Below are 12,279 nucleotides of genomic sequence, written 5' to 3' on the forward strand. Positions count from 1 at the left end.
CGGGGGCCGTCGGTGTGCCGCTCGTCGCCCTCATGATCGTCGCGCTCGACGACGAACCCGCCCGGGCAGCCACCGATCTGCGCACCCTCGGCACCGGACCCGGGCGAGGCGAGGACGCCACCGGATCCTCCGGCAGCGGCACCCGCCTCGTCGTCGCGGTCAGCCTCGTGTTCGCCCGCGCGCTCACCGCCGGCCCGGTCCGGCGGTGGCCAGAATCCCGACTCACACACAGGGAGTGGCTGTGCAAAGAAAATGGATCATCGCCGGAGCGCCGGTCGTGCTGTTGCTGGGACTCGGGTTCACCGCCGACCGGGTCGTCGCCGACCGCGCAGCCGACCGTCTCGCCCAACGGCTGCAGTGCACCGCCGGCCTGAGCGAGCCGCCCGAGGCCGATTTCGGGCTTGGCCCGTTCCTGATCCAGTCGGCTCGCGGCACCTTCCACACCGTTCACGTCCGGGTGCCGCAGGTGACGGTCGGCCGGTTCTCCGCGGCGGTGGATGCGACCGCGCACGACGTGCGGCTGTCCGGCTCCGGGGGGATCAGTGCCGGGTCGGTCGTCGCCGACGTCACCCTGCCGTACGCCCAGCTCGGCACGGCCGCCGCCCACGGCTCTGCGGGCGCGACGAGCCCGGCCGGCTACGGCGCGGACGACGCCGGACGGCTCACCGTGCAGATGCAGATTCCGTTGCTCGGGGGCTCCCGGCAGGTGACGGTGTACGCCGATCCCGAGATCGTCGATGGCGTCCTGCGCATCGACCCCGAGGAGGTGGAGATCCCGTTCCTGGGCATCCGGCTGCCGGCCAGCCGTCTCGGCGACAAGGCCCAGTCGCGTACGGTCGATCTGCCGACGCTACCCGCCGGCCTCGTCTACGAGGGGGCCGCCGCGACCGCCGACGGGCTCCGACTGACGATCACCGGGAACGACGTCCGGCCGGCCGGGAGCGGCTCCGGGAAGGCGTGCCGGTGAGCTTCTCCCGGGAATCGTGCGTCCCACCGCCGGGTGGCTGCGGCGGGACGCGGAGGTCGAAGCAGCGGCCAGCCGCCGCAGGTCACCGGCGCAGCGGTGCCGGGGTGGGGCAGCCTCGCCGGCCACCGGTCGGGGCGATGGTTCGGCGGTCCGCTTCGGCGGCAGGTGACGGTGCCGAGCCCTTCGACGTGGGTGCCGATGCCGCGATCGCCCACGCCGTCGAGCAGTACGTGGCCTGGCGGGACGCCCACACCCCCGGCGGCACCGACGCCGTCACCCGGTTCGCCACCAACGTCCGACTCACCGGCCGCCTCGCGGCCCTGCGCCCCGACCTCGCCCACATCCTCACCCATCCGCTCGCCGTGTCCGCCGAACGACCCGCCGGCATCGCCGCACGCCTCAGCCACGACCTCCTCGCCGCACTTCACGAAATCCGAGCCGACACCCCCACCAGTGACGACAGTCACATCACCGTCATTGCCGCGGCCGGCGCCATCGCCGCAGTCCTCCGCGCCGCCGCCCACCTCGACCCGCCCGGCCAGGCCCGACTCGCCGACCACCTCACCCGCGACCTGCTCCGCATGATCGGCGTCACCGAAGCCCTCATCACCGACCTCCTCGCCACCGCCTGCCCACCGGCCAGGTGAACCGGTCACCCGGCCGCGTCGCGCGGGACCGGGCCGGCAATTCTCAGTAGCCGAGGTTGACGTGCGCCCGGTGATGGTCGCCCTTGTCGATCAGGTCGACGAACCCGAGCGCGTAGTCCGCTCCCGAGATCGCCCCGCCACCGTCGGGCTGCAGGGCGACGTCGTCGCCGAGCCGGTACTCGCCGAGCCGCTGCCCGGGCGCGAACGAGCCGAACCGGCCGGCCGGGCTGACGAAGACCCAGTTGAGCGAATCGGGGGTGGCGGGCAGGTCCTCGGTGACCACCGCTGCCGTGGCGACGATCTCGTCGTGGAACTCGGCCGGGGCGTGGTTGAGATCCGCGACGAAGCGTGGAGCACCCGGCGCCGGACGCAGCGACGAGAAACCGCCGACGACGTACAGCGGAAGACCCCCGCCGTCGGCGAGACGCGCGACCCTGCGGTACACCTCGCGGAACGAGCCGGCCAGCCGACCGCGCGCCGACAGCGCGCCGACCACGATGTCCGCACCGGAGACGACCGAGGACAGTGCCGCCTCGTCCGTGGCGTCGCCCTGGACGTAGGTCACGTCCGGGACCGGTTCGGCGGGAAGCGAACGGCTGAACGCGGTCACCTGATGGCCTCGGGCGGCGGCCTCCGCGACGATGGCCGACCCGGCATAGCCGGTGCCACCGATGACAACGATGCGGGACATGGAACTGCCTTTCTCGAAGGGGATCGGAGACCTCACGGGACCTCCTCGGTTACCGTAAGAGAGCAGCTACCCATCGGAAAGAAGGCACTTCTTGGTAACCAGGCCGTCAACCCCGGGTGCCGGTGGTGACCCGTATCTCGCCGGCTGCGCCACCCGCCGCATCCTCGACCGCATCGGTGACCGGTGGACCGTGCTGATCGTCGGCATCCTGGGCGACGGTGACGCGCGCTTCTCCGAACTGCGCCGGCGCATCGACGGCATCTCCCAGAAGATGCTGACCCAGACCCTGCGCGGCCTCGAGCGCGACGGGCTCGTCCGCCGGACCGTCTACCCCGAGGTGCCGGTCCGGGTCGAGTACGCCCTCACCGAGGCCGGCTGGACCCTGCTGGAGCCGCTGCGGGCGCTGCAGATCTGGTCCATCGAACACCTCAGCGACATCGCCGCCTCGCAGGACGCCTACGACAACGCAACATGACCGACATCCCGTCGCGGCCATCGCGGTGCCGGAGTGCCCGGACTGGGGGAGAGTCAGGTTGCCGCCGGAACGCTGAGGTGGACGAGCCGCCGGATCCGGTCGAGGTCGACATCGCTCGCCAGGCGGGCGCGGTCGGGCGCCTCGTCGGTGAGCGGGTCGACTCCGAACAGCAGGCGGGGCAGCACCGGATGGACGGCCAGGCCGATCAGTTGGTTCGCGACGGCCTCGGCCTTGTCGGTCGCGAGTCCCGTGCCGCTCTCCAGATGGGCGGCGAGGTTGTTGGTCGTCACGCCGAAGAGAACGTCGAAGATCCCGGCCGCCAGATCCGGCAGCCGGTCCGCCTCGGCGATGCCGAGTCGCGCCATCTTTCCCACGGAGGACCAGCGCAGCATCTGTACGAAGCGCCCGCAGTAGCGGACGGCCGCTTCCATCGGTTCGTCGGCGTAGTCGGCGGGGGTGCCCATGCGTTCGGCGAACAGGGCCCGTGTGCGCGCGACCACCGCGAGGAACAGCGCGTCCTTGGTCGGGAAGTGCGCGTACAGGGAGCGCTTCGAGGTTGCCGCGCGCAGTGCGATCGCGTCCATGGACGTGCGCTCGAAGCCGGTCTCCAGAAACGCGACTTTCGCCGTGTCGAGGATGTGCTCGCGCAGCGCTTCCCCGCGTCGGGCCATGGCGTCCACCTCAATGTAAACGGTACGGTAGAGTTTACTTGGGTTCGATGCTGATGGGAGTCATCATCCATGATCGTTGTCACCGCCCCTACCGGGCAGATCGGCAGCAAGCTCGTCCGCACCCTGCTCACCCACGGCGAGCCGGTCCGCCTCGTCGTCCGCGATCCGGGCAAACTGCCCACCGGCGTGCGGAAGCGGGCAGAGGTCGTCACCGGATCGCACCACGACCCCGCCACCCTGGACCGCGCCCTCACCGACGCCGACGCCCTGTTCTGGCTGATGCCGGCCACCCCGACTGCGAGCAGCCCGTACGAGGCGTACGTTTCCGCCTCGATCCCGGGTGCGGACGCCGTGGTGCGTCACGCCGTGCCGCACGTCGTGGTCGTTTCCGCACTCGGGCGCGGCGCGCAGGTCTACGCCGGGCACGTGTCGGCCTCGCACGCCATGGAGGACCTCCTGCGCAGCACCGGTGCGCACGTGCGCGCCCTGGCGCTGCCGACCTTCATGGACAACATTCTCCGGCAGACCGCCACGATCGGAGACGGGGCCGTCACCGGCACGCTGCCGGCCGACTTCACCACGCCGTGGATCGCGACGAAGGACATCGCGGCGCTCGCCGCCGGTTATCTGCTCGACCGTGACTGGACCGGTCAGGATTCGGTCGAGTCCCTCGGCGGGGAGGACCTGTCCTTCGCCGACATCGCCGCGATCCTCACCGATGTTCTCGGCACGCCCATCCGGTACCAACTCCTCGATCGCGCCGTGGTCAAGGAGTTCCTTCTCGGCCGCGGTTTCTCCGCGGCGATGGCCCAATCCATGATCGACATGGATGTGGCCTGTGAACGCGGCATCAACAACGCCGTCCCGAGAACCGCCCAGAACACCACGCCCACCACTTTCCACGAGTTCGCGCTGGAAAGCATCAAGCCGGCAGTGCTGGGCCGCGCGGTGTCTGGGAGGGCCTCGTGACACTGATCCGTATCGAATGGCGCGTACCTCGGTGATCCCGGCTTAGCACTGGAGCACTGCCCCGGGATCCGGTTCATCCTGGCCCGCGCTGGCGGTTGGGTCTTCGCCAGGTGAGCCACCCGCCAAGCACCGTAGCCGGAGAGCGGCGACGGCCGTCGCGATGACCGGTTCACCTGGCCGGTGGGCAGGCGGTGGCGAGGAGGTCGGTGATGAGGGCTTCGGTGACGCCGATCATGCGGAGCAGGTCGCGGGTGAGGTGGTCGGCGAGTCGGGCCTGGCCGGGCGGGTCGAGGTGGGCGGCGGCGCGGAGGACTGCGGCGATGGCGCCGGCCGCGGCAATGACGGTGATGTGACTGTCGTCACTGGTGGGGGTGTCGGCTCGGATTTCGTGAAGTGCGGCGAGGAGGTCGTGGCTGAGCCGTTGGGCGATGCCGGCGGGTCGTTCGGCGGACACGGCGAGCGGATGGGTGAGGATGTGGGCGAGGTCGGGGCGCAGGGCCGCGAGGCGGCCGGTGAGTCGGACGTTGGTGGCGAACCGGGTGACGGCGTCGGTGCCGCCGGGGGTGTGGGCGTCCCGCCAGGCCACGTACTGCTCGAACGCATCGGCGATGGCGGCGTCGAAGAGGTCGTGTTTGCTCTCGAAGTGGTTGTAGAGCGAACCGAATGCGACGTCGGCCCGATCGGTGAGGGCCTGGACGCTGACGTGGGCGTCGCCGCCCTCCGCCAGGATCTCCTGCGCGGCACGCAGGAGCGCCGACCGCGTCCGGGTCCTGCGCCGGGAGTTCCGGCTCGCCGCGATCGCCGGCTGCTCCACCACGAGCCACGACTCTACCGCACAACGCTGGCGCGCAGCGTTGCGTGTTACGGTTATCAAAACTGATGGAGTATGCAAATAAGGTGGTCCGGGCATGTCCGACGACTCAGCGAAGGCAGCGCAGCCGCGCCGTACCCGTCGTCGCTTCCTCGCCATGGGTGGGGGTGCCATCATGGCCGCTGCGGTCGGCGTACCGGTGACGCGGGCGCTCACCAAGAGAGATCCCGACCGGGTCGTGTTCCCGACGGCGCCGCCGATCCGGATCGACAACGTCACGGTGATCGATCCGATCGACGGCTCCCGACGCCCACGCCAGTCGGTGCTGGTGCGCGACGGCCGCATCACCGCCGTGACCAACTCCGCGGCGGCCACCACCGCAGACGTGCGCGCCGTCGACGGGGCCGGCCGCTTCGTCGTCCCGGGCTACAACAACATGCACGTCCACACGTTGCAGGGCGCCGACGCCCGGAGTTACCTCGCGACGATGCTGGCCGAGGGGGTCACCGGCATGCGCCAGATGGCCGCCTCGGAGGATCTGCTGCGCTACCGGGCGGAGAGCCGGCTGCCGCTGACCGAGTACGCCCCCGCCCTGCTCGCCATGCCCGGAGCGCTGATATCGCCGTTCAACGCCGGATCGGCCGACGACGCCCGGGCCGAGGTCAAGCGACAGAAGGAGCAGGGTGCCGACTTCATCAAAATCGTCGTGTACGACCGCGAGCCATTCCTCGCGGCTCTCGAACAGGCGCGGGAGGAAGGACTCGTGACGGCCGGGCATCTGCCGCCCGACGTGAGTGTGACCGAGGCGTCCAAGCTCGGCTACCGCTCGATCGAGCACTTCGGTACCGGCAGCAACATCTGGATCAACTGCTCCACCCGGTACGACACGTTGTGGGGCCGGGAGCAGGCGGCGCTGCCCATACCGCAATGGGTGCTGGGCCTGCCACTGGCCGACGAAGTCATGGCCGGCCAGCAGAACAAGCGGCTCATCAATCCGGCCGCCTTCGCCAGGGAGGAAGCCGTAGCCCTGCTGGGACAGGCGCTCGACACCTTCGACGAGGCCAAGGCACGGGAGCTGGCCAGAACCTTCGTGGCCAACGGCACCTGGCAGACACCCACCCTCGTACGCCTGCGTACCCAGTACCTCGCCGACGCCCCGGAATACCGGCAGGACCCGGGTTTCGCCCTGATGTCCTCCGACGAGCGCGCCGAGCGGCAGGACGTTCTCAAGACCTTCGACAGCCTGCCGGCCACCACGCACGACATCTACCGCAAAGCGTACGAGCTCTGCAAACGCATGGTCGGCATCTTCCACGACGCCACCGTGCCCATGATGACCGGCACCGACGGACAGGGCGCCACCCCGGGCCAGACGATGCGTTTGGAATTCGGCGAGTGGGCGGCCGCCGGGATCCCACCGCTGGACATCCTGCGCGCCGCCACGACCGGCCCGGCGGCCTATCTCGGCCGGTCTGACCGCATGGGCCGGATCGCGGCCGGAATGGATGCCGACTTCCTGCTGCTGGACGCCGACCCGCTCACCGATGCCGCGAACCTGTCGTCGGTCTCGGCCGTGATCCGCGCCGGCCACCACCTCACCCGCGACCAGATCCAGGCCGTCGCCGATCAGGCCGCCACCGGCGACCACGCCGCAGGGCTCCGCACCGTCACCTGCTGCTGAAACTGACGGCTCCCGAAGCAGACCCCTTGCCTTTCAACTGGAAGTGCTCGCGGCGTAGCTACTGCCGAGGCGCGGGTCTGTGGATCGTTCGTTTCTGACCATGACCAGTTCCCTACCATCCTGGGTGTGGTGCGGGTTGAGGATGTCGTCGACGTGTTCGATCGTGCTGCCGAGCAGCGCCGGTTTCCCGAACTGGAACATCCCTACAGCTATCTGGTAGCGGCTCGGCTGCATGGGTTCAGCGACGCCGACCGTTGGTCGTGGACACCGTCGGCTACAACCCGCGAGCCGGCAACGTCGTCGACGTCCTGCATGCCCTCGGCAACTGCCTCACCGGCACGAACGAGGCCTGGCAGACGCGGTTCGCCCACCGCATCGACAACTTCGCGGACCTGTTCGAGGACGATTCGGGGGCAGCCTGGTACCGGCAGGTCCCACTGGTCATCCGAGGACAGGCCGTGCCGGTCGCCGCCGCTGAGACGACCTGCCCGGAAGACCTGTTCAGACTCCTCGCGCCGCAGCACCGCGATCTTCTGCTGGCCGAGAGCACCGAGGTGCGTCAACTCGTCCCGTCAGACCTGCCCCAGGTGCTGTGCCTGGACGACTGGCATCACACCACCCTGCGGGTCCGTCCGCCGAGTCCCGAGCGAGAACGGCAACGACAGCTACACGAGAGCCTTACCCGCCACGCGCCACCGCACAACCGGGCACCGTTCGAGGTCCGTCCCAGCGACATCGAGACCTACCAGCAGATCAGCGAAGTGCTGGCCACTGCCAACCCCTCCCACTACCAGCCGACCCGCCCGGGAGACAAGCACTGGCGCAACTGGCCAATGTCAGGGGCACTGTGACACCTGACGTCGGACCACGGCACCGGGAGCACGCCTCGCGGTGATGTCCATGAACTCAGATGGCAGATCGTGGGGATCCGTTGACCGGGCTCGAACCGGCGTCCTCCCGGTCCCTGGCCGGGTGCTCTACCGCTGAGCTACAACGGATCTCCACGGGCCCCGTCGGCTGGGCTCGAACCAGCGTCCACCCGGTCCAGAGCCGGGCGCTCTACCACTGAGCTACGACGAGCGTGATCATGCTGCCCGATCACGGCTTGACATGTCCATCTCGTTCCGGCAGGTCGCTGACCACGACGTCACCCGGGATCAGCGTCTGCTCCAAGCTGTTCTTGGCCATCTTTCCGGAGAACGCCCCACCGGCACGCAGCATCGACGCCCACAGCGGGTCCACGATCGATACCCCGTGCACCAACTCGGGCGTGGGGCGGAAACGTCCGGTGGCTGCGGGTGTCCTGGGGCCTGTCCAACCGGACGTGACGGGGTCGACGCCAGCATCGGCGCATGCCGCCTCGACATCCGCGCGGGTGCAGGCGGTGGTGCCGTCGAGCACGTCCCACGGCAGCGGCAGCCGAGCCCATACGCCCACGTCGGGGTGCAGGCCGCCGCCGGTCGAGCGGTGCCACGCCGCCAGGTCCGCTGCGATCAGCATCATCGCCTTGCCCGGGCAGGACGCCTGCAGCAGGCCGAGGCTGCCGGCGGCGTCGAGCGTCGCGATCCACGCCGCCCGCGCGGCGTTGTACGCGCCGCACAGGAGGTTCCACGTCGACGAGTCGTTTCCCCGCCTCACGATCATGGTGGCCTGGTCGAAGTCGCTGGCCGTCCAGACCCGCTTGAGTAACGCCGCGACCTGACGCATCGTCGTCCACCACCGGCCCAGCAGCTCACCACGCTGTGCCTCGGTCAGCCGGGCGAGCACAGTCGGCGTCGGATGGGCCTGGGCGATCATCCACCAGTCCGTCGCCGGGTTGGCGGCGCAGTGCTCGAACAACAGGTCGGCGATGTCGTCGTACGGGTTGTCCCGCCCCGACAGGGTGAACTCCCGCCGCAACTTCCGCTTGGCAGTCAGATACGCCACGAAGCAACCCGCCCACGGATCAGCCAGAAACGCATCCCGCTCGATGCTCGCCGCGAATCCTGCCCGCGCGACCATGGTCAACTGCCGCTTGGTCTGCTCGACGGCCAACCTGTCGGCTTTCGCCAACAATCGCTGGCTCACCCGGAACCGCCGGTTGTACTGCCGCTTCGACAGCTCGATCCCCGCCGTAGCCCGGCCCTCCCGGTTCAACCGGTCCCGCAGGAAGTCCAGCCGGGCCGGATCGACGGCACCCAGGGACTCACTCAGGCGGGCCGAGAAATCAAGCAGCGAGACGGGATCATCCGGGTCGACGCCACCGGGCGGCAGCTCGAACAGCCGAACGGCGGCGTCGATCTGACGGGCGCCACCGACCGGCCGGGCGAAGTCCACCGACATCGAACTCCACCCGTTCCACCGTGACGCCGCACGAGCCGCCCGCCCCACCGTCATCCGGTCCCGCAGCCCCAACTGACCGCCCACCACCCGCAGCACGAGATGCGCAACCTCCTCCGGCCGGCGCCGCTCATCGAGCGACGCGTGCAGCGCGACCAGGGCATCCTCAGCAGAGGTCTCGGCGATCGACATGGCGGCATCCTGGCAGGCACGACACGACCCCAGCAATCCGATTCGCCACCACACCAGTCACCGCACGGACGGAATGCTCATCATCAGATCTCAACCGGTCTCCACCGTGGAGGTGGTATACGACCATCTACCGCGTCCGACGAGACGCCGTGCGCCACGTCGTTGACGTCGACCTCCTCGGGTTCCCCCAACATCACCGCCTGCCACGCGCTCATCGGCACAAACGGACACTTACCGAGCACACGGATTGCGGCATGAGAGTGAGATGCACCGCGATCAGATGTGACGTAGCACCAGTGTCGCGAAGCCCAGAACGTCGCGGTATCCGCGCAACCACTGATCGCGGTGCCTTCGGGCGACGGTGAGCGCCTCGGCAGCGTCCGGATGGCCGGGATTGTTCAGCGCCCATTCAGTGAGCGAGCCGATCCACGACCATTCGTAGTCGTCCCACTCGGCGGCGTCGCTGACATGGGCGTACACCGGCGTCCAGCCGGCCTGTTCAGCTGCGTCGATCAGGCCGGCGAGGTCGGTGAGTTCCTCGGGCCGTACATCGAGCGCGGCGAGTGCCTCCGGAGTCGGCGGGATCTGCCAGAACCCCTCACCGACCAGCAGGATGCCGTCGGCATGCACATGCCGGCCGGCCGACTCCAGCGTCTCGGCGAATCCGCCGAACACGTGGGTCGATCCGACGCACAGCACCAGGTCGTAGTCGCCGTCGGGCACGTACGTGCGGGCGTCGCGCTCGTGCAGCGTGAGCCGGTCGGCGAAGCCTCGTTCGACGGCAGCGCTCGCGGCGCGTTCGAGGGCGTACGAGCTGACGTCCACGCCGTCCGCGTGCCCCTCGGGGTAGTGCGCCAGGGCCTGCAGCGCCCAGGCCCCCTCTCCGCAGCCGAGGTCGAGGATACGAGCCGCCCGTTGCCGGTCCGGTCGGCGCAGGAGACGGTCGAGGTTGACACCGGAGACCGGAGCCGCGATCGGGTGGTGCGAGTGCGCGATGCTGCTGAGCCGCTGACGATCCACCGGCAAAGTCAACACGAGTCCGACCGACACCCGCACCCGGATTCACCACGGCACGCACGGCCGGCGGCATGGCATGAGAGCACTCCCCGTCCAGATGCGGGCTGTTTCTACCGTGGGGACATGCAGTGGTATCCGTTGCTGGCTGGCCTCGGGCTTGTGGCTGGCATCGTGGTCCTGATCTTCAAGCGCAGAGGTCGCCGGCCGCAGAGCGCAGCGGAGAAGGCGGCGGCCGCGCGGGCCGCCATGCGGGCGATACGCCGCGACTCGCCGCGTCCTGATCGCGACATCTTTCACCGGGGTCGTGGTGTTCCCGACCGGCACTCCGCCGCCGTCGTGGAGAACGCCGGATATGGGGACGCTGCGAACTTCGACACCGGCGGCGGAGGGGGAACGGACTGAGCCCTTACCGAGAGGCGCAGCCGTGCTTACCGAAGCTCCGCTCAACCGGTCGCTTGGCGGCACGTTGATCGCTCGTCGGCGGTCCGGTCAGTCGGCCGGACCGTCCGACTCGCGGCGGCAGCCGATGTCGTGGTGGTGGTCCCGACGACCCCGATGGCGGGTGGTGTTCCGGTTCCGGCCGGTGTCAGGCCGCGACGAACGCGACGCCGGTCAGCCGTTCGGAGACCTGCCAGACGCGCTGGGCCTCGCCGGTGTCGCGCAGTGTCGGGTACGTCCGCTGCTCGGCGGGTGGGCCGCCGAGGTTGCCGGGCCCGCCGGGTCCGTAGAGGACGGCGGGACGGGCGTCGGGGTCGGTCGCGGCCATCAGCGCGGGCAGGGCCGCGGTCTGGACGGTGCCGACCAGGATGCCGCGGGCGGACATGGCCCGGATCAGGCGGATCGCGGGAGTGTCCCGGCTGCGGCCGAGTTCGGGGCGGGCGGCCAGGAGGCTGGTGGGGGCCACCCCGGGATGGGAGAGGTTGCTGGTGATGCCCCACCCGTGGGCCCTGCTGCGTCGGTCCAGCTCCAGGCCGAACAGCCCGAACGCGATCTTCGACTGGCGGTAGGCGCGCATGCCGTGGTACGAGCGTTCCCAGTTGAGGTCGTCCCAGTTGATGCGACCACTGCGGGCGGCGACGCTGACCTGGGAGGTGACCCGGGCCCGGCCGGCGCTCAGCAGGGGGAGGAGCCGGGCGACCAGGGCGAAGTGGCCGAGGTGGTTGGTGCCGAACTGCACCTCGAACCCGTCGGCCGTGGTCTGCCGGGTCGGCGGCTGCATCACACCGGCGTTGTTGATCAGGATGTGGATCGGGCGGCCCTCCGCACCCAGGGTCTCGCCCAGCGTGGCGACCGAGTCCAGCGAGGACAGGTCCAGGCTGCGTAGCGAGACCTTCGCGCCGGGGTGGGCCCGCCGGATGGTGGTGATCGCGGCCTCGCCCTTGCCCGGGTTGCGGACGGGCAGGATCACCTCTGCGCCGGCTCCGGCCAGTCGGGCGGCCATGCCCAGGCCCATCCCGTCGCTCGCGCCGGTGATCACGGCCAGCTTTCCGGTCAGGTCGGGGACGCTGATGTCGACAGGTGTACGTGGCATCGGCTCTGCTTTCGTCATCGGTGGTCCGGTCATCGGGTTACGCCGTCGATCGTCGGTCGGAAGCGGGGCGGTAACCACGGCCTACCGATCCCACCCTCGGCGGGCCCGCGGCCGGGAAGGGGGGATCGGCGGGGCGTGGCTACGTCCTCCCGTGGCCGGTAGAAACAACCCGGTACCCGGAGGGAGGCGTCGTGATCGATCGCAGTGGGCTGGCGGGGTTCCTCCGTAACCGGCGTGAGGCATTGCAGCCGGAGGACGTCGGACTGCCCCGTGGGCAGCGCCGCCGGACGAACGGGCTACGCCGTGAG

13 protein-coding genes, 2 tRNA genes and 1 pseudogene are annotated in these 12,279 nt (G+C 70.0%); 7 read left to right on the forward strand and 9 right to left on the reverse strand.

From position 1 onward, the window contains the following. Positions 1-205: 205 nt before the first annotated feature. Together B5D80_RS04620 and B5D80_RS04625 are read left to right on the forward strand one after the other, a co-directional pair. Positions 206-967 carry an LmeA family phospholipid-binding protein gene (locus B5D80_RS04620; protein WP_158224127.1) on the forward strand — a complete coding sequence of 254 codons (762 nt, stop codon included), beginning with the start codon at positions 206-208 and terminating at the stop codon, positions 965-967. A 188-nt stretch (positions 968-1,155) separates the two neighbouring features. After that, positions 1,156-1,614, forward strand: coding sequence for a hypothetical protein (locus B5D80_RS04625; protein ID WP_088642498.1), 459 nt, complete (start codon positions 1,156-1,158; stop codon positions 1,612-1,614). Between the two features lie 43 nt (positions 1,615-1,657). Here B5D80_RS04625 and B5D80_RS04630 read toward each other — a convergent pair whose 3' ends face one another. After that, a complete protein-coding gene (locus tag B5D80_RS04630; RefSeq protein ID WP_088642499.1) occupies positions 1,658-2,305 on the reverse strand; it encodes an NAD(P)-dependent oxidoreductase in 648 nt (215 codons plus the stop codon). Positions 2,306-2,396: 91 nt separating this feature from the next. Between B5D80_RS04630 and B5D80_RS04635 the strand changes: the two genes are divergently transcribed. After that, positions 2,397-2,780 carry a winged helix-turn-helix transcriptional regulator gene (locus tag B5D80_RS04635; protein ID WP_088642500.1) on the forward strand — a complete coding sequence of 128 codons (384 nt, stop codon included), beginning with the start codon at positions 2,397-2,399 and terminating at the stop codon, positions 2,778-2,780. A 53-nt stretch (positions 2,781-2,833) separates the two neighbouring features. Here the strand turns inward: B5D80_RS04635 and B5D80_RS04640 are convergent, their stop codons facing one another. Next, positions 2,834-3,451, reverse strand: a complete 618-nt coding sequence (locus B5D80_RS04640; RefSeq protein WP_088642501.1) for a TetR/AcrR family transcriptional regulator — start codon at positions 3,449-3,451, stop codon at positions 2,834-2,836. Between the two features lie 69 nt (positions 3,452-3,520). Here B5D80_RS04640 and B5D80_RS04645 point away from each other — a divergent pair, with 69 nt between their 5' ends. Then, positions 3,521-4,420 carry an NmrA family NAD(P)-binding protein gene (locus tag B5D80_RS04645; RefSeq protein ID WP_088642502.1) on the forward strand — a complete coding sequence of 300 codons (900 nt, stop codon included), beginning with the start codon at positions 3,521-3,523 and terminating at the stop codon, positions 4,418-4,420. Between the two features lie 169 nt (positions 4,421-4,589). Here the strand turns inward: B5D80_RS04645 and B5D80_RS04650 are convergent, their stop codons facing one another. Further along, positions 4,590-5,237 carry a TetR/AcrR family transcriptional regulator gene (locus tag B5D80_RS04650; protein ID WP_158224128.1) on the reverse strand — a complete coding sequence of 216 codons (648 nt, stop codon included), beginning with the start codon at positions 5,235-5,237 and terminating at the stop codon, positions 4,590-4,592. Between the two features lie 91 nt (positions 5,238-5,328). On the opposite strand from B5D80_RS04650, the gene B5D80_RS04655 reads away from it, so the two are divergent. Beyond that, positions 5,329-6,912, forward strand: coding sequence for an amidohydrolase family protein (locus tag B5D80_RS04655; RefSeq protein WP_088642503.1), 1,584 nt, complete (start codon positions 5,329-5,331; stop codon positions 6,910-6,912). A gap of 33 nt (positions 6,913-6,945) precedes the next feature. On the opposite strand, the gene B5D80_RS33295 is transcribed toward B5D80_RS04655, so the two are convergent. After that, entirely contained in the window at positions 6,946-7,113 is a 168-nt protein-coding gene (locus B5D80_RS33295) for a hypothetical protein (RefSeq protein WP_158224129.1), read from the reverse strand. On the opposite strand from B5D80_RS33295, the pseudogene B5D80_RS04665 reads away from it, so the two are divergent. Continuing rightward, positions 7,066-7,763 (forward strand): annotated as a pseudogene (locus B5D80_RS04665) (DUF7003 family protein). The gene B5D80_RS33295 and the pseudogene B5D80_RS04665 sit on opposite strands and share 48 nt — an antisense overlap. A gap of 75 nt (positions 7,764-7,838) precedes the next feature. On the opposite strand, the gene B5D80_RS04670 reads toward B5D80_RS04665, so the two are convergent. From B5D80_RS04670 to B5D80_RS04685, 4 genes are all read right to left on the reverse strand, one after another. Beyond that, positions 7,839-7,910 (reverse strand) — tRNA-Pro (locus B5D80_RS04670). Between the two features lie 10 nt (positions 7,911-7,920). After that, positions 7,921-7,992, reverse strand: a tRNA-Gln gene (locus tag B5D80_RS04675). Positions 7,993-8,010: 18 nt separating this feature from the next. Then, positions 8,011-9,423, reverse strand: a complete 1,413-nt coding sequence (locus tag B5D80_RS04680; RefSeq protein ID WP_088642506.1) for a hypothetical protein — start codon at positions 9,421-9,423, stop codon at positions 8,011-8,013. A 276-nt stretch (positions 9,424-9,699) separates the two neighbouring features. Beyond that, complete coding sequence (locus B5D80_RS04685) at positions 9,700-10,443, reverse strand: SAM-dependent methyltransferase (RefSeq protein WP_088642507.1); 744 nt, start codon at positions 10,441-10,443, stop codon at positions 9,700-9,702. Between the two features lie 120 nt (positions 10,444-10,563). Between B5D80_RS04685 and B5D80_RS04690 the strand changes: the two genes are divergently transcribed. After that, positions 10,564-10,842, forward strand: coding sequence for a hypothetical protein (locus tag B5D80_RS04690; RefSeq protein ID WP_088642508.1), 279 nt, complete (start codon positions 10,564-10,566; stop codon positions 10,840-10,842). A gap of 184 nt (positions 10,843-11,026) precedes the next feature. Here the strand turns inward: B5D80_RS04690 and B5D80_RS04695 are convergent, their stop codons facing one another. Beyond that, entirely contained in the window at positions 11,027-11,971 is a 945-nt protein-coding gene (locus tag B5D80_RS04695; protein ID WP_088642509.1) for an SDR family oxidoreductase, read from the reverse strand. Positions 11,972-12,279 lie beyond the last annotated feature (308 nt).

Source organism: Micromonospora wenchangensis (assembly GCF_002210435.1).
GTDB classification, from domain to species: domain Bacteria; phylum Actinomycetota; class Actinomycetes; order Mycobacteriales; family Micromonosporaceae; genus Micromonospora; species Micromonospora wenchangensis.